The organism is Pseudomonas sp. NFR09 (assembly GCF_900111535.1).
Taxonomy (GTDB): Bacteria; Pseudomonadota; Gammaproteobacteria; order Pseudomonadales; family Pseudomonadaceae; genus Aquipseudomonas; species Aquipseudomonas extremorientalis.
The window spans coordinates 122,892-139,987 of record NZ_FOIH01000009.1; the positions used below are offsets into that span (position 1 = coordinate 122,892).

Below are 17,096 nucleotides of genomic sequence, written 5' to 3' on the forward strand. Positions count from 1 at the left end.
TCTGTGCGCCAGTGCTACCAAAAGCAGTGCCTCGGTAAGCAAGAGCCTGACTGCTCATCTCAGGCGTTTGGTACAGCGGAGGCCCTGATGGCTTCCTCATCCTTGCGGAACCTTATTCCGGCATCCTTAACATAGACGCCGCATTCAATTAGCTCACTCACGTCCTCGTGCTTGCCAAGAAATGATGCTCGAATCCCCTTGAGCAAAACGTGGGCATATCGGGCATCTTCAATCATGGTGTCCATTTCGCCTGATATTGTTATCCCTCGTGAGCTCAAATTCTTCACAGCAGACAGAGTGAAAGGCTGCTGTGGCTCCTCCATTCGATACTGGTGGCGCTGCTTCAGCAGTTCGCTTAACTGATGCGCGTCACTCAACATCTGTTCTGATAGGCCACTGCGGTTACTTTGCCGAGCTGCGACCAGCACATTTGCCTGCATGGATTGAAGCCCAGGCAGGATAAAGTCGCGGAGGATAAAGTAGAACTCCAGCTGCCGGTTCATCGCATCGTCAGCAGGCTTGCGCAGCCGCTTCAGGCGTTCAGCGGACGCGTCAGAATTGTTTGGAATGCACAATGCCTTCTGGCTATCCCTGATGCCCTGTTCAAAAAAATCAGTCATCTGATTGGCTATCAATCCTTGTCGATAATCCTCTCGCAAAAGATCGAGCAGCACATCCAGCTGATTAATCGCAGCAATATCAATCTTCAAACTGGCGTGCTGCACCTGATGCTCCATTGCATTCAGAGTCCTTTCCACAGGAACGATGCAAAATTGCTGAAAAGAATATGAGAAGGCAAAGGTCTCTTTGTCCAGCATCCCTAGGCAACCCTCATAGATCTGAATCAACCGATCATTCAGATCCATATACTCAGTGAGGCCCTCGACAGTCGCTTGGTTCATCTGTGCTGTATCGGCTTGATAGGTAAGGTACTTATGAGTTCCCACGACGGCAGCTACGAAAAAGCAGCTAGCCAACCCGACCCTGAGGAACCAGCCACGAAAAGAAATCTTCGGTTTGTAGTCAGGATAAAATGACTCCTGGAGCGAGGCGTTCTCTTGAATCACAGCTTCAAGCGCCCCCCAGCCCCATACGTCCACTGTTCCCTTTCCAACGATAGCTCGCTCTTCCGTGAGCTCTAAGGCACGATTGGTCAGGTGCTTGTCATGCGGACTGGTGGTAAGGATGAAGAAGTGATCGATCTTGAACGGAAAGTCTTCTGTTTCGAGAACCGCCTGGTTTACCTGAGCCAGGGTCAGATTTTTGCCGAGGTTATCATTTCGTCCCTTGCACTGAACGGCGATGAGAGAACCATTTTTGAGGCGACAATACAGATCCACGCCATGCTGCCGTTGGCCTTCCCGACCGTACTGATCGAACCTGCTTTTAAAGACGCAACTCATCACTGCTAAAGACAGACGCTCGAATTGCTTCCAGTCTGCGGGACGTCGGTAGGTCGAGGCATGTGGTGCGGTCATAACCTTAAAATCAACTCCATTTGTCAGTGCTAATGCTATGAAGCCATGGTGTTGCAACACCTAGTGGCTAAGCAGCCCAAGTCTACACGTGGTCTCCAACGGGCTCCTTGAGGGCAGAGCCTATGGGCCGCAGGTTTCCATCGAGCCGAGCGTCTATGTTGACTTAGAATCACCGTCAACTGAATTGCTGAGCACAGCCACATGGATGAAGACCTGATCTGCCACAAATGCTTGAACGAAGCCTATCTCATTGGGTTGATCAGGCGAACCGGCATGACTGCGGAGTGCTCGTTCTGCCTAATAAAAAGGCGTAAGGCTATCCCATTCGACGCCCTGATCACCATGGTCGACGATGTCCTCCAGAAGTATTGCCATCCTGGAGCGATATACGATCATTACGATGACAATGGGAAACGCTCTGAAACAGAGCAGGCTGGCGACCCCCTTATTTTTCATGTCGCAGAATTACTTGGTTTGGATGAGGACGACCCCGTTGTCGAGCGTGTTCTCTGCGACCTCAACGAAAGCTCCCATTACGACATCATTCAGGGAGGTGAAGCGAGGTACAGCTATGATGAAAACTATGAGTGGAGAGTGATTCGACCAAGAGAAGCAGAAGCTCGATGGCTGAATTTTCAGAACGAAATGAAGCATGGAAATCGATTTTTTAGTCAGCATGCCAAGGATTTTCTGGACTGGCTGTTTCGAGGGCTCTCATCCTTCAAAAGCCCTGATGGCTCGATGTCCGTTATTAGAGAGCTTGTCGACGAACAGATCTTTCGTGCCAGGCGCTGTGATTCCCTTGCAGAATACGACTCTATCATTAGCAAGCCTGCTGCAGAACTAGGCCCTCCACCCAAGGAGGCCGCTGGTGCTGGCCGAATGAACCCTAAAGGCTTGGCTGCATTTTATGGAGCCTTTGATCGAAAAACATGTGTTGCCGAGCTTCGCCCGCCAGTAGGAGGACGAGTCGTTAGCGGCGAATTCAAGCTCACAAGGCCCGTTCGCGTCCTGGATTTCATCGCATTGGATGAAGCCTACGAAGCGAGGCCGTTGAGTGCCTTTGAAGCAAGCTATGAAGAGCAAATGGGTCGGCGCATCTTCCTGAAAACGCTCCACGCAAAAATCACCGTACCAGTGCTTCCGAACCAGGAACACGAATACTTGGCTACCCAAGTCATGGCGGAGTACCTAGCTACGCAGTTCGACCCGCCGCTCGACGGTGTACTGTTCGAATCCGCTCAAGTGCGGAAAGGCACTAACCTGACCCTTTTTAATCATGCGGTGGTGGCTTCACTCGAGCCTCGAACTGCTTTCACGAAACTAGATGATTTGCTCAGCAGCCCCCCATCGCAGACGCCTGCGATTGAGTACGTTCCTGACACGCTGGTCAGGCATAAGGTTTGTCGTGTCAGATTCATAACGGAAGACCTCCAGCGCGAGGATGGTCAGCCAGAGTCCGACGAGTATTATGACGACTGGGATGATTACTAAAGGCTATGTACGCTGACGTAGGTGTTAAAAGATGCGCGGCTGCGGCAGTCGTCGTGGCCGAAGAAAACCTACCGCTAGAGAGCCTTCAGCAGTTTCTCAAGGGTCACCATACAGCATTAAGAACAAGGGAATTAACATGGTAACCACCAAGCCAATCAACCCCCTCCTTAAAGGAGTTGCCAGTTGAAAATCAAGCATATCTCAGTGACTAACTATCGAGGTCTAGAGTGCTTTGATATGAGATTCGAAAAAGACATAACAATTATAGTTGGAGAGAATGGCAGCGGAAAGAGCTCCGTCGTTAGCGCAGTAAAACTATTACTGTGGGCATATGTTAAAAGCTATGGAAAGGATATCAGGCGAGGTGCTGTGCCTACAATTAAGGCGGAGGACGTTCTTTCTAAACATGGCCAACAACTATATCCTTGCTCGGTAAGAGCTGAACCTTGGTTTTCCGAAGATGGTGTTTTTCAGCGAGACTGGGATGACATTGATGAAATACACGACGCCGATGATTTTGATGTAGATGAATTCGCTCTCGATTGGTCTGAGATGTATCAGATAAGCTGCTCTCTAAATAATAGCGGAGGGAAGTGCAAATGGAAAAATGTTTCAATGGTAGCGTATCACGCAGCCTCGAAGAGCATGGATGCGATATGGGCAGACATACAAAAGCTAACCGGTCAAGAAAATGACACACCAAATCTTCCTGTAATTGCATTTTACGGGACGAATAGGCTATGGAAAAAAAATGCCGGTCGGCGTAGTATCCATAGGGAAATCCCTAGACTTGCTGGTTACGATGGAGCAGTCAATGTAACCACTAGCTTTATGGGGTTCAGCTATTTTGTCGGTAATCTTTTTTCTTCCGTATATGCAGGTCTTTTTGACAAGAACTATGCAACCATACTTTGGCTTGGTGTCAGAGATACAGTAAAAAATGTTACCGGCTGGAAATTAATACTGCCCCGTAAAGGTGAAAGCGAATTATATTTCGAGCAGAGTGGTGCAGGGAAGCTTAAACTTTCCCAGCTCGGGGATGGGGCTCGGGGATTGATTCAAATGGTGGGTGATTTGGCTTGCAGGTGCGCATTATTAAACCCCCACTTCGGTGCTAAGGCGGCGGAGAAGACGGATGGAATAGTTCTGATTGACGAGATTGACTTACATCTTCATCCAGCTTGGCAGCAAACAATTCTCAACGATCTTAAGCAAGCTTTCCCATGCATTCAATTTATAGTTACGACTCATAGCCCGCAGGTATTAAGCACGGTACGTCGCGACAATATACGCATCTTGGGACGAGACAGTACAAATCGGGTTGTAGCAGGAAAGCCATATGCGCAAAGTTATGGTGAGCCCGCCGGGGATGTACTCCAGGGAGTGATGCTGGTTGACCCGCTGCCTCCAGTTCCAGAGAGAGTAGAACTGCAGCACCTGACCTCATTAGTGGAACAAGGTTATTATGACAAACCTGAGGCCGTTCTGTTGATGACTAATCTGAGCCAGGTCTTGGGTGAAAAACACCCTCAGTTGCTCCGTCTCCAACGGAGTATTTTTCGTCAGCGGGCTCTTAGTCAATGAGATATATAGCTAAGTCTCAGCAAGGCTATCACCAACTTAAACACATTAATAATCCCCCTCCCGAATCCTCAAAGGAGGCAGGGCGCAGGTGGAGTGGATTCAAAAACAAATCCGCACTCCTTGATGCGTTACTGGAGGAGCAGTTTAAAATATGCTGCTATAGTGAGCTTAGGGCTGAAAATTATGGGTACGGCTATCATGTGGAGCATGTTTTAAATAAAAGCCAATACCCAAGGCTTACATTTGAATACGCAAATCTTGCAGCAAGCGCACTTAGTAGCAGTGATCTTTGCTCAATAAGCAACGCCTGTAGTAGAGCTGCATTTGGCGGGCATGCAATAGGCAAGTCACAAACCGTGGACAAGAAGCTTTTTATCACTCCGCACAAGCCAGGCTGTGAAAGATTTTTTTACTACTTGTCCAATGGCGAGGTAGTTCCTGCTATAGGGTTAAATACGCTTGACTCTGCTCGGGCAAAATACACTATCGAATGCCTAAACCTGAACAGCCAGTTTCTAGTTCGAGAACGCAAATCTTGGTGGAACGAACTAAACGATTTAATTATTGATGCGCTTCCGGATGGCTATGCAATCCAAAGGCTAGCCGACCTATATATTGGAAAATCTAGCGGAGCTATTTACTCATTCTACAGCATGAGCCTTCAAATGTTCGGGAAAGTTGGCAAAGGCGTGAAATGATCTAGTTGCAACGCAAATCAAATATAGAGAAATCACAACGCATCTCAAGGGGGGGTAAGATGTTTTAAGTTTTTAAATCACCACCCTCCTGGGGCTTAAGACTTTGATTTGTGCATTAGCTTCAGCTTTAAACTGTCGTCGACGCCCTGATGCCTTTGTAGATTAACCCCCTCATTAAAATAGCTATTTCTTCGACCTGGTTTTTTCTACAACCTTTGCTGCCGCCATACTTAAAGCGGGTCATGACACAATTGTATGCTCGCCTATTTTAGGTGTATGGCTGGGCAACTAGATAGCGACTTCTGGCTAGCCTGAATCGTCGATATCTGGCGAACTGCAGGCTCAGGTATTCCAGTATTTCTGGACGGTGCTCCTGGCAAGCCCGAGCCTTTCCGCAATTGTTTTCTTGTCGAGACCTTGTGCCTTCAGGGCCCGGACACTTTCAGCATTCAACGGCTGCTTGGGTTTTCCTTGGGAACGCTTAATCAGCTTACCGCCACTGAATTGCTCCTCGACCAACTGCCACCCACCTGTCGCCTCAAACTCTCGGACTCTCAAGGCCGTGCGCTGCAATACATTCGATGGAGGCTCATTCCCCTGAGCCGCTAAGGCTAACGTGACCATGGTTAGGAGGTCGAGCCCAAGGTACTCAGCGATCTCGTCGAGCTTTTCGAGCGTCGGATTCGCTCGTGCTTGCTCAAGCATTCCAACGTAAGTCCTGTGGGTTGCCCCTGCCAGTTCGTCGTAGCTCAAGCCTTGATGAGCACGTGCTCCACGCAACGCCGCCGCTAGCGCCTCTTTCAGTTGCATGAGCAGGATCCTCAAAACTGAGGATAGAGCCACGACGGGCACGTTTCGATAAACAGATCATAATGATATTATCGTGACATATCGGTAGCTAGGCGGCTGCTTGATCACGACGGCGCGATATTCGGCATAGCATCGCAAGGGACATCTCAAGGGCGCCACGCTCGTCTGATGCGTCATTGAGTCATCGCTTATGAACCGCACAAGCCCGCTTGCGTTCAGCATCGATCAGTGTCTAGCCATGACTGGGATAATTTTTGTGAAGGCAGGGATAGGTAGTAATGAAGTTTGATTGCGTGAAATTTTCAGGAAAGGTTGACTACGTTCGATCTGTAAACCCCATAAGCGGTGGTCATAAAATCAAGATCAGCTTGGATGGCGCGGTGATTCCGAATCTCCAGGTCTCCAACAAGCTCTATGAAGAGCTAGAAGCAGGTGAAACTGCGACCCTCTATGGAATTTTCAACAGGAGTAAGAAAAAAGAGAAAAATCATGGAGTGCTCTACGGCCTGACCCAGCGCGGTGAGAAAATATTTGATACCAGTCAGCGGTTCAAAGTACCTGTCGCTCTTGCAGGATTTGCAGTCATCGCGTTTTGCCTGATGTTCGTAATTGGGTGGGTTCCGTCTTTGTTCGCTCTGGGACTCCTGTTTGGGCCTAACCCAGACGTGTTCTCCAACGCCACTGTGCTTGCGCTAGTGGAAGGCAGCTTGGCTGCGCTGTTTTTTCTTTGGCGCTCTCAGGTGATGCTCAGTGCAACGGCGAATCCAGAGGTTTGGGAAAGCATCGACCCTGCGACACTTTCGAGTCGCTTCAGTAAATTTCATAAGTAGCCAACCTGGCGGTACGCTGGGGTACCTGCAACATCGTGCCCCACTCGCTAGAAAGCGCAGCAGGAATTCCAGATTCGCAGCGTGATGCCCTCCATACCATGCGAGCATCTAGCAAGCGGAGCGCGCAGGCGTGCAGGATGAGCGCCCGGAGGGCCGAGACGCAGCTTGCTGTGGCTCGGTTCACACCAGCCATACGCCGTCAGGCGGCACGCCATTACCGCTGCTCAGCTTCGAGCCATCTCAGAGGAATCTGCAATGACCAGTAAGGAGCTCAGCGAGCTTGAGAGAGCAAGACGAAGGGCTCTCTGGGCACTTGCTAGCCTCCATCCTGGTGATTCAATGGCACTAGGTGTCTTAGCCATCCTTGACGATCTCGACGACCAGGAGCGAAGCAGCACAGCCTTCGTCCATGAGCCACTCGATCTCAACAAGATTCGTCATTCTGCCCCGGTGAAACGCCATCACTCCGGCACCGATATAGTCTTGGAGCAAGAAATCCCGCAGCCTTGGAGAGAGCGCTTTCTGCAAGCCAGCATCGGTTCAACGCGACTCCCTGAAGGGCCTTATGCATGTGACTGGAAGAGGTTTCTGGTCGAATGGGAGCGTGAGATGCAGCACCTGCATAATCACCGGGTAGCGCACGCAGCCAGCGGCTAAAGCGACTGGCTAGGAGTAGCTGGAATCGCAACCTTCTAACAGGAGCAGCAGGATGGAACAGCCTTCGTTCTTTATTGATTTCGAGGCATCAGGGTTAGCACCAGATAGCTATCCCATCGAGGTGGCTGTCGTGTCGAGTGACATCACTTTCAGCTCCCTGATCCAGCCAGCCCGCTACTGGACGCATTGGTCGTATGATGCACAAGACATGCATGGTCTCAGTCAGGATCAACTGCGTGAGCAAGGTGATGCGCCGGTCGGCGTGGCGAGACGTATGAACCAGCTTTTTTCAGGTCAAATTCTCTGCAGCGACTCGCCACAAGATACTTTTTGGCTCGATGTCCTCTACGAAGCAGCAGAGCTGACTCCCACCTTCCAGTTGAAGCCTTTGGAATCGTTCGTGGGCCGGCAGGCTGCCAGTGACATTTACCGCCTGCTGCCCACAACCAGGATCCACCGAGCTCTCTCTGATGCGTCTGCTTTGATGCTTGCCTGCCGGGCTTTTTTCGAAGCTTGACTACTTTGGGGGACGGTTATCTGAAACCGTCCGGCCAAGTGATCTAGTCGAATATCTGGAATTGGCACGAGCGCTCGGTATTCTTGAGCGAGTCATCCTGCCCGTCAGTGAAGGACTGACGCCCATCAATTAATCGCTGGTGTGCGTGATGCCAGATTTGCCTGGGCCCACTGCTCAGCAGTCGTGACCTGAATCGACTGCTGCGCGTTGAAAGTCCCCGATTTAGGCCAGGCCACGCCTCTACCCTGGGCAAAGACAGCACGATACTTCTTGATGTGATGCGTTGGATCTTTCTCCAATTCCTCAAGCAAGTATGGAACAGTCCACACGTTTCGTTTGAACGGGCGGCCCAGCACACGTTCAAGGAGGCTGGCGACCTCTCCGTACGTCACAGTGTCTCCCGATAGATAAACGATTTCATTGCGAAACCGGGGTTCGAAGAAAACGATTTCCGCTGTCAATGCGCCGATGTCGTCTGGAGTCGTAAGGGTCACGCTGGTCTCAAGGCTGCCGAGTGCGTTCACGGTATCGTTTTCGAAATCAACCACCTCGAATACAGGCTCGAATAGGAAACTGGTAAACATTCCAGTCGAGATGATCACCCATTCAGTTTTGTCCTGTGCACGAAGCAATTCACGAACATCTAGCTGAGCATCGAACAGATCCTGGGGACTGCCCCGACCGATGACTTCAAAGTCGACGCCAAACTGCCATGGGAAGTAGCGCTTCACTCCGGACTTGAGCGCAGCGGTGGCCAGCTTCATCGGAGTTTCCCGGCCTGCAACCATGCCTGCACAGCCTATTACGGTATCGAAACGTGCGAAGACTTCAGCCAACTGATCAATTGAGTCATTCACGAGGTCTGCGGCCACCATCTGGATGCCAAGAGCCCGAAGCTCATCGATTTCGATCTTTTTCTCGGGCACCTCACTGTTGATGGTTGAATCTCTAAGCAGGACGCTGATTGTGGAACCGGGCGCGCGTTTTGCTAACCGCGCAAGATTTCGCAAAACCGGTAGCCCAAGCTCACCGGCGCCTAAAACCAGAATGGATTGGGATTGAAATGGGGTGACTTCGGTCATGATTTCTCCTGAGACCTCGTGCCTGTAAGATGAGCAAATGCTTGCACGATTAGGCAACGCTCGTAAGAAGGCACACCTGTGATACCAGACAAAGAAGTGACCGATGAGGAGGCTCTTAGCCAGGCAGAGACAATCTGCAGAACGCTAAGAGAGGACGATGATGGTGTCAGGCGGGAAGTGCTTGCTCACGCAGGCAGCCGCTGGTCGCTAGGTATCCTGCACGCCTTGGGGGTGTACGGCACCATGCGTCATGCCGAAATAAAAAGGCAGATGACTGGGGTGACTCAGCGGATGTTGACCAAGACGCTACGCTCGATGGAGCGGGATGGCCTGGTACTTCGGCGGGAGTTCGGTGAGGTTCCGCCACGTGTCGAGTATGAGCTGACCTCGCTGGGTATGGGGCTGCTGGTTCGTATGTCCCCTATCTGGACTTGGGTAGTCGAAAACGCTGAGGATTTCCGCAAGGCCCGGCAGATTTTCGACAGCCAGGATGACAAGAAACCTGCATGGCAAATACCTACCTCGATTCCACTAGATTCATAAGCGTCTGGCGAAAATGGCTGAGTAGCTAGACACTACGATCTCCTCTCCAGCGCCAAGAAGCCCTGGAGCAAATACCGCATCGCCTACCGCGCAAAGGCAGCCGAACACTGCAGGTCAGCTGCGTTGCTGTACATCGCCTGAGGACAGCTGAAAACTACGAGCGATTCCTGCTCAGTGGAATTTTGGACGGCAGCAATTGTCCCACTGAAAATTCTCACGAATCTTCATGCTATGGACTCTATTTTGGTTGTGGAGGATGAGCCTCTGATCCTGGAGCTCATCGCTGAAGCGCTTGAAATGTACGGCTACGGTGTACGTGCGTTTGAAAGCGCTGACCTCGCTTGGCAATTCATTCAGCAAAGCGGTTACCCACCACGCTTGCTAATCACCGATCTACGGATGCCAGGCCACACAGATGGTCTCGAACTGGCTAAACGGCTGCGCGATGCTGATGCAGAGGTGCCTATAGTCGTTGCCTCGGGGTTTCATCCTGCAGCAAGAGAACTGCATTCGCTCAACGTGCACTGGTTGATCAAACCATTCGAGATCGAGCAGTTGCATACCATTTGTAGAAAACTTGCCCCTCCGCCTTGATAGCCGGTTGTACTCATGTCGCTCGCGCCCTGACCGCGAACTAACTTAAGTAAGGATCTTTATGCCGAACCGCTCTACACCCGTCAGCAACACTTCTACCGGCGATATTAGCGGTTCAGATCACAACGTCTTCTTTGCCGCAGTTGAAACTACGCGCATGCCAATGATCGTCACGGATCCCAAACGACCAGACAATCCGATCATTTTCGCGAACAACGCCTTTATCGACATGACTGGCTATGATCGAGAAGACATTGTTGGCCATAATTGCCGTTTCCTTCAGGGCCCGGAAACAGACCCGCTTGTTGTAATGCAGGTACGGGACGCCATTGAATCTGAAACAGAGGTGGCGGTGGAGCTGGTGAATTACAAGAAGGACGGATCCTCCTTCTGGAACGCCCTTTTCATTTCCCCGGTATACAACGAAGCTGGCGAACTGATCTATTTCTTCGCGTCGCAACTGGATGTCAGCCGACGCCGGGACGCCGAGGATGGTTTGCGGCAGGCGCAGAAGATGGAAGCTCTCGGTCAGCTAACAGGAGGTATCGCGCACGATTTCAACAATCTGCTGCAGGTCATGATCGGCTACTTGGACATGATTCAGCGCACCGCCGACAAGCCTAATTACGATCAACAACGTATTCTGCGCAGCGCGGCAAATGCCCGTGATGCGGCTGAGAGGGCTAAAACCTTGACGCAGCAATTGCTGGCGTTCTCTCGCAAACAGAAACTACAGGGACGTGTAGTCAACCTGAACAACATCGTCGGCTCCTCCCAGGAAATGGCTGAACGTACTCTTGTCGACACCGAGCTTAGGTTGGCGTTGCAGGGAGATCTGTGGAACTGCCGCGTCGATACAACGCAGACCGAAGTGGCCTTACTGAACATTTTCATCAATGCCCGAGACGCGATGGACTCTCGTTCTGCGCGCAGGCTGACGGTTGAGACGAAGAACGTAACTATCCAAGATTTAGGATCAACCTCTTATGACGGCCTGATGCCGGGCCGCTACGTCAGCATCGCCATAACCGACAACGGTATTGGGATGCCTGCTGCGATTGTTGATAGAGTGATGGATCCATTTTTCACCACCAAGGACGAAGGTAAAGGCTCAGGCTTGGGCTTATCCATGGTGTACGGTTTCGTAAAGCAATCCGGTGGGACTGCGCGCATTTATTCGGAAGAAGGCATCGGAACAACAATCCGCATGTATTTCCCGGCTGACGATAGCCAACTCCATGCATTGGGCCCAGCAGAGCACGTTAATGATCAGTTAGGAAATGAGCGGATCCTGATTGTGGAAGACCGACCTGATGTTGCTGAGCTTGCGAGAATGGTGCTGGAGGAGTACGGCTACTCTTGTGCGTTGGCTTACAATGGCAAGGAAGCGCTGGGTCTTCTAAAAACCGATCATTTCGACTTGCTGTTCACAGACCTGATCATGCCAGGCGGTATGAACGGAGTGATGCTGGCCCGTGAGGCAAAACGGCTGTACCCCAGTCTGAAAGTATTACTTACTACCGGCTACTCCGAAAACTCTCTGGAGCGAACGGACGCAGGTGGAAAGGATCTCGATGTCATTTCCAAGCCCTACATACCAACCGATTTGGCGAAGAAGGTGCGTCAGGTTCTGATAGGGCCGAACGGCGTCAGTTGAAGATATTTCTCGTGTATGGGCAGCGTTGTAACTGGGTCATTGTATGACCTAGTAGCTCAGCGACTAGCGAAGATAGAGGTGTCACCGGAGAGCGTCCTTCGGTCGAATCAGGGCTCCATACCCATTTCCGTACTCCCCTTACCGCGCAACCAATAACGCGGATGGCACTGTAGTTTGTAAGCAAATACGAGCGCGTGAGGATGGAAGCCCGAAGGGCCAAGACGCCTGCTGGCGGCTTGGTTTACGACAGCCGTGCCGCAGGCCACGCCCAACTGATGTGGCACTCAATGCTCTAACGTAGGTAAGAGCTGATTATCGATGAGGCAGGACGCAAGCCCTCAGTCCAAGGAAGGGAGATGTATGGGAATTCTGGATAGATTATTCGGCGGCCGCTTCACTCAACCACCTCCTGATGAGCCACCGTTGAGTGACGCCGCAATCATGCGAGAGCTTCATCCTTACCGCGCTGAGCTCAAGGCTTTCACTCAGAGCCTGCTGACAAGTCTCCCTGAGAAGGAGCAGGAGCGTCTCGTTCGACGAGTCATGCGTTTCTATGGCCAGGGAGAGGAGCCATCCAGCGCGCTGACAGAGGGCTTGCTGGATCCTGACAAAGGGCAATCAATCGAGCACCTCATTCTGCTCGCCATAGATTGGAAAGGATTCGATGGTTTCGAACATCTGGCCCCATACCTGACCAACGCCTGTGGCATCCAAGAACCATATCCGTACGAGCTACGCGAAGGGATGACCGTTGTACAGGTGCTGGCCGAGTTTGATGAGTGGCTGACCAGGTTCGGCAAACGCTATCTGCACCTGAATACCGGCGGTGACGAGTACGTAGGCTTCATCGTAGATATCGACCGCGTCGACATCATGATTGCTATGGCCAGTGACGCCGGCATTCAGGCGAGGCTTGAGGCCTTCTAACAAGGCGAGTGGCCGATTCGCCTCTATACCGACTGCACTTTCCAGTTCCAGCCGAGGCTACTGGCGCAGGGAGCCAACCACTGGCGCAGCTCCGGATTGGAGGCCAACGCCTCAGGCTCTAGCAGGCGCGCGCCTATATCTGCATGCGGCAAGAAACTTACCTCAAGGGTGCGCTCCAACGATCCAATCAATTGCGGAAAGTCCATGACGCTCGCTAGGCGCGGCCACTCCAAAAGCTTTCGATATCGCAGTTGCTGAGACTCAATTCTTAGATCGTCGCCGTGACGCCATTGAGCCCGGAACAGCTTGTCGTGCCTTGCCAGGTCGACCCGCCAGCCCCCCGTGGAAGGAACGAGCAACTCGAGCTTCAGACTCTCAGGTCTCAATTTATTTCGCTTGTAAAACCAATGCTCGATGGGTTCGTTGCTCAGCGTCATGGAGATGACGCTGTAGTGGGGAGCATCGCCCAGGCCGAGCATTGCGAACCATTGGGCAGTCTCTGACGGGGTTTGCGTTTCGGGCATGCTGGATCATCCTTGATGAGTAATTCGGAGTACCGAGTAGTGTGCGGAGGCCGCTCTACGTGGGCAAGCGGAGCGCGCAGGCTTGCGGGATGGAAGCCCGCAGGGCCGAGACGAAGGCTCGGTGCACGACAGCCCATCCCCAAAGGGGCACCCCCCAACGCCAGGTCGATAAGCGAGAAGCGAAGACCATCCTACGAGGATTTTCGTTGGGAATGACAGACGATGACGACACAGTCTATTGCGACATTCAGATGCCTTTGGCTCAAGGTCGAGAGCTATTGCTCTTGGTGACAACATTGAGAGAGTCAAACGCCCACCCACGCTTCACAGGGTCTTAGAGCGCATGCAGTACGAGCTCAGCACCTCAATTGACATCATAAAGGATCCCCCTTCTTGGGGCTTCTCGTGCCCAACCCATCACTGACAACAGGCGCTGGCAGCATGACGTCCAGAATCGCGCCGTCAATCTTGGAGCTGAGCCCCTCAGGAAGATCAGGTGCGCTTCTCGCAGTAATGGAAAGCGGAGTAGTCAGTGAAAATGCGGATGCTGAGCCAGAAGATTCTTGCGAATGAACTCATAGGATAGTGGCATACTGCCTTTATTTAAACGAAAGGAATCGTCGATGAGCACCCAGCTAACGCAGTCTCAGGCAGATCAGATCGACTCAGCACTCGGTAATATCTACCCGAGGCTGGGAGGAGGAGAGCTTACGCAGTTGGCGAAGCTGTTCGGCTCACGGGGACTTTTAAACGCGCTGCGTACAACTCTTCGACCGCCAAAACCTGCTCAACCGCCTAGAGGGAATCCCCCCAAAGTAACCGTAACAGTTCAATTGGCATGGCTCGACAAAAGACCATATGCGCTGATGAATGGTGAGAAACACAAAGTTGAAATTGCTGATGTCGCTGTTTTTCATTTCAACACAAATAGATGGAACACAGGAAGTAGCACGACAGCTAGATGCCTGCTATTACAGGCCAAAGCAGTCAAGACCCCAGACCAACTATCAGCACCAAAAGTATGTTTAAACCCTCCCACGCCCAAATCAAATACAACCACTCAGCGGGAGCTTTTGCTTTTGTCAAAATGGCCTAAATTTGACATGTATTTAGGCTCTAACAGCAAAACTCCCCTTGCCACCAACATACAGATTCCTTTCTCAACCAGTCCTCCACCGATGGGGTGGTTTATTGGAACCCCGATGATCAGACCTTCCAGTTCACAAATGGGCGCCTGGGTTAGCCCATGGATGTGTGCTCCTGCGAAGCAGGATCACGCGTGCGACGAAACATTGGGAAGTTTGCTGTGTAGGCATTTCTCCGGAGGCCAGTCATCGCAGATAGCCAAGAGGCCAACAGATGCGGGAGCTCCCTTCAGCTACAACCCCACTTCGCATGGCCAGGGGAACCCCACCTCTTCCGATTGGGATCGGCTATGCATCGAAATGATGGGAGCTGTAAGGGGCCAGATAATCCCACCCCATTTGACCAACGGTACGCCTCAAGACCGGTTGCAGGCGGGCGTGATGTACTCGATACCCGTGTGGCCTGCGCTCAGAGTGCTCGCTGCTACAGTGGTCAACATCTTGATGCGATTTAGCAAGAAGCGTATGCCGATTTTGGTAGTTTCGCGAGTATTTGACGAGAGAATCATGCCGTAATTTTATTAAATTCACCGGTAGCGTGTGGGTGACCCGACTTACCTGCAACTTTGTTACCGAGACATACAGGGCTCATCTGGCTTAGCTGAGCCTTGGCGGGACTACTGATAGGGAACGTTCGTATGCCACGCTGCATCTTTCACACGATCACGATCTCCTGCGCTCGTTTTTGACGAGAGCTTTAGCTGCATTGACCAACACCTGCAATGCCTCGGGCAGCGCGAATAGCGGCAAGAGTCTGAGTGAAAACCCAAATAAGTTACTCACAAGCCTCAGAATCTGATTCGGAGCCGGCTTCCCGTGACTGCCAGTCCTACCAACCCATTGAGCTATCAGAACTCCGCATCCCACGCATTCATTGCCCCACCCACAGTCGTGAACCACCTGAGCTCGCCATCCTGTAGAGCATTTGCTACCTGCCTGTTGATATTGCCATCGACCCACGTAGGAAGGCTCTCCAAAGCTCCCGAAAAGAGACTGGCCGCCGCTACAGCGTATCGACCTGTACTTAGGCACTGGAGGCACGTGTAGCGCACAGCTGCGCCGCTGGGAAGTCGACGCCAAGCCACAACCTCTATGGAGTCCTGCAGCTCCTCAGAAGAAGGCTCAGCCTCCTGGGCCACCTCGGTAGCTGAGACTGCTTGGCACGGCTCACTACGCGTTCCAGGGTTGTGCACGAGGTGCTTCAACTGCTCGCGTGCGGAGACAATCTGTTCACGGAGCTCTTCTGGATCGATGGACATGCCACCCCGGTCAGTTACCGAGAGGGTTTTCAATGAGTTCGCCGCCAGGATGAACTCGCGCTCACGCTTCTGCTCCCAGTCGGGACGACGGTCAGGAAACAGCCAGCTTATTAAGCGATGGAGGTTGATCATGTGGCGCTCCGATTACGCGGATGGTAAGGCATCCAGTAGGCTATCACCCAAAACCTCCTTGCTTGAACGATGACGCCTTAAATAGCCGGCAGATGCCACGGGTTGTTCGTAAAGAACGTGATCCGGCAGGACAAGCGCACAAAGGCTATCCACCGCGTGATTGCACTGATTAGAGTGAAAGCCGTGGCAACAATTGTGCTGTCAGGTTCGTGTCGTGTTGCCTGAATCTTCCCCGACTCATACTTGACCCATCCGAACAGCCACTGAAACAGGGGTAATGAGATGAGCAGCTTCGACAACGTTGAAACCCGCGTGCTGAACAAAGATGAACTTGGCCAAGTGATCAGGTATCTGCGCGAACTCCGCCAGTGGTCTCAGGAGACACTGGCAGCCCTCGCCAGGGCTACGCCCAGAACCATTCAGAGGGTTGAAGCAGGGGCCGGCGCCAGCCTTAATACGCTTCGCTCACTCGCCTCTGCTTTTGAGTTTCAGGACATCGACGCATTCACGAAACCGATGGCAATTCCGACCGATGAGCAACTGCGCTCGGCTCGTGAGCAGTTTCATCAGAAATATTTCATGACCAAGGCACTGAAGCCCGAATCAGGCAGGGCCTTAGCCAAACTCGCAGCTGAAAGCATCGGGGATTATATCGAGCCCGCATTCGAACCCTCTAAAGACCAGGCACTGGCGTTCGCGGAGCTCACTGATTACCTCCGGGAATACCGCGACTGCGCCGAGTTCTACTCCAGCACAGGGCTCTTGGAAGTTTTTGAAGAACTCCAAGCAATAATCGAGCGCCTGAATGAACAGGGCGTTACGCTGCGCTATGCAACCTGCCCAGTAATCCAGAACACAAGCTCGGATTCGGAGGTGGGAGCAAGCCCAATTGGGGACGTACTTTATTTGATTGGATTCAAGGCAGGTGAAGCGCCGGAAGAATTGGGCCTGCGCCGGAAAATGGGTATCTAATAGCCTGCTTAACCAGGGGTACGATGTAGCTAGGCATTTTTGCCAGCTACGCCCACGTCAACTCAGTAACAGGCATTGGGGCGCTGAGGACTGTTATGACGTCCTCCCCAAATAATCCAAGCCTCGCACTCTCCCGGCCAACCTGTTCGGGGCTAACGGCCCATACTGACTTGATCTAGAGCACCGCAGGAAT

General features: G+C 52.1%; 17 protein-coding genes and 1 pseudogene. 13 read left to right on the forward strand and 5 right to left on the reverse strand.

Annotated elements, in window-relative coordinates:
• Positions 1-59: 59 nt before the first annotated feature.
• Positions 60-1,478: a PDDEXK family nuclease gene (locus tag BMX59_RS20370; protein WP_130898125.1), complete on the reverse strand. Its 1,419-nt coding sequence runs from the start codon at positions 1,476-1,478 to the stop codon at positions 60-62.
• A gap of 201 nt (positions 1,479-1,679) precedes the next feature.
• On the opposite strand from BMX59_RS20370, the gene BMX59_RS20375 reads away from it, so the two are divergent.
• From BMX59_RS20375 to BMX59_RS20385, 3 genes are all read left to right on the forward strand, one after another.
• Positions 1,680-2,972: an RES family NAD+ phosphorylase gene (locus BMX59_RS20375; RefSeq protein WP_093125177.1), complete on the forward strand. Its 1,293-nt coding sequence runs from the start codon at positions 1,680-1,682 to the stop codon at positions 2,970-2,972.
• 183 nt (positions 2,973-3,155) lie between these two features.
• The gene (locus BMX59_RS20380) at positions 3,156-4,556 is read left to right on the forward strand and encodes an AAA family ATPase (protein ID WP_083351502.1); all 1,401 of its coding nucleotides are present in this window, start codon (positions 3,156-3,158) and stop codon (positions 4,554-4,556) included.
• Positions 4,553-5,254, forward strand: a complete 702-nt coding sequence (locus BMX59_RS20385; RefSeq protein WP_083351501.1) for a retron system putative HNH endonuclease — start codon at positions 4,553-4,555, stop codon at positions 5,252-5,254. Before BMX59_RS20380 ends, BMX59_RS20385 begins: the two co-directional genes overlap by 4 nt.
• A gap of 342 nt (positions 5,255-5,596) precedes the next feature.
• Here the strand turns inward: BMX59_RS20385 and BMX59_RS20390 are convergent, their stop codons facing one another.
• Positions 5,597-6,064 carry a helix-turn-helix domain-containing protein gene (locus BMX59_RS20390; protein WP_071489354.1) on the reverse strand — a complete coding sequence of 156 codons (468 nt, stop codon included), beginning with the start codon at positions 6,062-6,064 and terminating at the stop codon, positions 5,597-5,599.
• Positions 6,065-6,342: 278 nt separating this feature from the next.
• Here BMX59_RS20390 and BMX59_RS20395 point away from each other — a divergent pair, with 278 nt between their 5' ends.
• The 3 genes from BMX59_RS20395 (at position 6,343) to BMX59_RS20405 (ending at position 8,068) form a co-directional block, all read left to right on the forward strand.
• Positions 6,343-6,894, forward strand: coding sequence for a hypothetical protein (locus BMX59_RS20395; protein WP_071489355.1), 552 nt, complete (start codon positions 6,343-6,345; stop codon positions 6,892-6,894).
• 255 nt (positions 6,895-7,149) lie between these two features.
• Complete coding sequence (locus BMX59_RS20400; protein ID WP_093125180.1) at positions 7,150-7,551, forward strand: hypothetical protein; 402 nt, start codon at positions 7,150-7,152, stop codon at positions 7,549-7,551.
• A gap of 52 nt (positions 7,552-7,603) precedes the next feature.
• On the forward strand, positions 7,604-8,068 hold the full coding sequence (locus BMX59_RS20405; protein ID WP_093125185.1) for a 3'-5' exonuclease family protein: 465 nt from the start codon (positions 7,604-7,606) through the stop codon (positions 8,066-8,068).
• A 125-nt stretch (positions 8,069-8,193) separates the two neighbouring features.
• Here the strand turns inward: BMX59_RS20405 and BMX59_RS20410 are convergent, their stop codons facing one another.
• Positions 8,194-9,150 carry an aromatic alcohol reductase gene (locus tag BMX59_RS20410; RefSeq protein ID WP_071489358.1) on the reverse strand — a complete coding sequence of 319 codons (957 nt, stop codon included), beginning with the start codon at positions 9,148-9,150 and terminating at the stop codon, positions 8,194-8,196.
• Between the two features lie 96 nt (positions 9,151-9,246).
• Here BMX59_RS20410 and BMX59_RS20415 point away from each other — a divergent pair, with 96 nt between their 5' ends.
• The 4 genes from BMX59_RS20415 (at position 9,247) to BMX59_RS20430 (ending at position 12,871) form a co-directional block, all read left to right on the forward strand.
• Positions 9,247-9,693, forward strand: a complete 447-nt coding sequence (locus BMX59_RS20415; RefSeq protein WP_093125494.1) for a winged helix-turn-helix transcriptional regulator — start codon at positions 9,247-9,249, stop codon at positions 9,691-9,693.
• 231 nt (positions 9,694-9,924) lie between these two features.
• On the forward strand, positions 9,925-10,287 hold the full coding sequence (locus BMX59_RS20420; RefSeq protein ID WP_093125190.1) for a response regulator: 363 nt from the start codon (positions 9,925-9,927) through the stop codon (positions 10,285-10,287).
• A 61-nt stretch (positions 10,288-10,348) separates the two neighbouring features.
• Positions 10,349-11,944 (forward strand): histidine kinase famiy protein, encoded by a 1,596-nt coding sequence (locus tag BMX59_RS20425; protein WP_071489360.1) that lies wholly within the window; start codon positions 10,349-10,351, stop codon positions 11,942-11,944.
• Between the two features lie 360 nt (positions 11,945-12,304).
• A complete protein-coding gene (locus BMX59_RS20430) occupies positions 12,305-12,871 on the forward strand; it encodes a DUF6630 family protein (RefSeq protein ID WP_093125193.1) in 567 nt (188 codons plus the stop codon).
• Between the two features lie 23 nt (positions 12,872-12,894).
• On the opposite strand, the gene BMX59_RS20435 is transcribed toward BMX59_RS20430, so the two are convergent.
• Positions 12,895-13,395, reverse strand: a complete 501-nt coding sequence (locus tag BMX59_RS20435) for a hypothetical protein (protein ID WP_093125198.1) — start codon at positions 13,393-13,395, stop codon at positions 12,895-12,897.
• 212 nt (positions 13,396-13,607) lie between these two features.
• Here BMX59_RS20435 and BMX59_RS30840 point away from each other — a divergent pair.
• Positions 13,608-13,819, forward strand: a pseudogene (locus BMX59_RS30840) (hypothetical protein).
• Positions 13,820-14,018: 199 nt separating this feature from the next.
• Positions 14,019-15,056, forward strand: a complete 1,038-nt coding sequence (locus BMX59_RS30250; RefSeq protein ID WP_139212915.1) for a hypothetical protein — start codon at positions 14,019-14,021, stop codon at positions 15,054-15,056.
• A gap of 332 nt (positions 15,057-15,388) precedes the next feature.
• Here BMX59_RS30250 and BMX59_RS20450 read toward each other — a convergent pair whose 3' ends face one another.
• Positions 15,389-15,931 carry a hypothetical protein gene (locus BMX59_RS20450; protein WP_093125204.1) on the reverse strand — a complete coding sequence of 181 codons (543 nt, stop codon included), beginning with the start codon at positions 15,929-15,931 and terminating at the stop codon, positions 15,389-15,391.
• Between the two features lie 282 nt (positions 15,932-16,213).
• On the opposite strand from BMX59_RS20450, the gene BMX59_RS20455 reads away from it, so the two are divergent.
• Entirely contained in the window at positions 16,214-16,903 is a 690-nt protein-coding gene (locus BMX59_RS20455) for a helix-turn-helix domain-containing protein (protein WP_071489366.1), read from the forward strand.
• Positions 16,904-17,096 lie beyond the last annotated feature (193 nt).

What these genes read in the sequence shown, in the direction of transcription:
- BMX59_RS20370 (WP_130898125.1), bottom strand. Translation starts at nt 1,478, where the DNA reads ATGACCGCACCACATGCCTCGACCTACCGACGTCCCGCAGACTGGAAG.
- BMX59_RS20375 (WP_093125177.1), top strand. Translation starts at nt 1,680, where the DNA reads ATGGATGAAGACCTGATCTGCCACAAATGCTTGAACGAAGCCTATCTC.
- BMX59_RS20385 (WP_083351501.1), top strand. Translation starts at nt 4,553, where the DNA reads ATGAGATATATAGCTAAGTCTCAGCAAGGCTATCACCAACTTAAACAC.
- BMX59_RS20390 (WP_071489354.1), bottom strand. Translation starts at nt 6,064, where the DNA reads ATGCAACTGAAAGAGGCGCTAGCGGCGGCGTTGCGTGGAGCACGTGCT.
- BMX59_RS20395 (WP_071489355.1), top strand. Translation starts at nt 6,343, where the DNA reads ATGAAGTTTGATTGCGTGAAATTTTCAGGAAAGGTTGACTACGTTCGA.
- BMX59_RS20400 (WP_093125180.1), top strand. Translation starts at nt 7,150, where the DNA reads ATGACCAGTAAGGAGCTCAGCGAGCTTGAGAGAGCAAGACGAAGGGCT.
- BMX59_RS20405 (WP_093125185.1), top strand. Translation starts at nt 7,604, where the DNA reads ATGGAACAGCCTTCGTTCTTTATTGATTTCGAGGCATCAGGGTTAGCA.
- BMX59_RS20410 (WP_071489358.1), bottom strand. Translation starts at nt 9,150, where the DNA reads ATGACCGAAGTCACCCCATTTCAATCCCAATCCATTCTGGTTTTAGGC.
- BMX59_RS20420 (WP_093125190.1), top strand. Translation starts at nt 9,925, where the DNA reads ATGGACTCTATTTTGGTTGTGGAGGATGAGCCTCTGATCCTGGAGCTC.
- BMX59_RS20425 (WP_071489360.1), top strand. Translation starts at nt 10,349, where the DNA reads ATGCCGAACCGCTCTACACCCGTCAGCAACACTTCTACCGGCGATATT.
- BMX59_RS20430 (WP_093125193.1), top strand. Translation starts at nt 12,305, where the DNA reads ATGGGAATTCTGGATAGATTATTCGGCGGCCGCTTCACTCAACCACCT.
- BMX59_RS20435 (WP_093125198.1), bottom strand. Translation starts at nt 13,395, where the DNA reads ATGCCCGAAACGCAAACCCCGTCAGAGACTGCCCAATGGTTCGCAATG.
- BMX59_RS30250 (WP_139212915.1), top strand. Translation starts at nt 14,019, where the DNA reads ATGAGCACCCAGCTAACGCAGTCTCAGGCAGATCAGATCGACTCAGCA.
- BMX59_RS20450 (WP_093125204.1), bottom strand. Translation starts at nt 15,931, where the DNA reads ATGATCAACCTCCATCGCTTAATAAGCTGGCTGTTTCCTGACCGTCGT.
- BMX59_RS20455 (WP_071489366.1), top strand. Translation starts at nt 16,214, where the DNA reads ATGAGCAGCTTCGACAACGTTGAAACCCGCGTGCTGAACAAAGATGAA.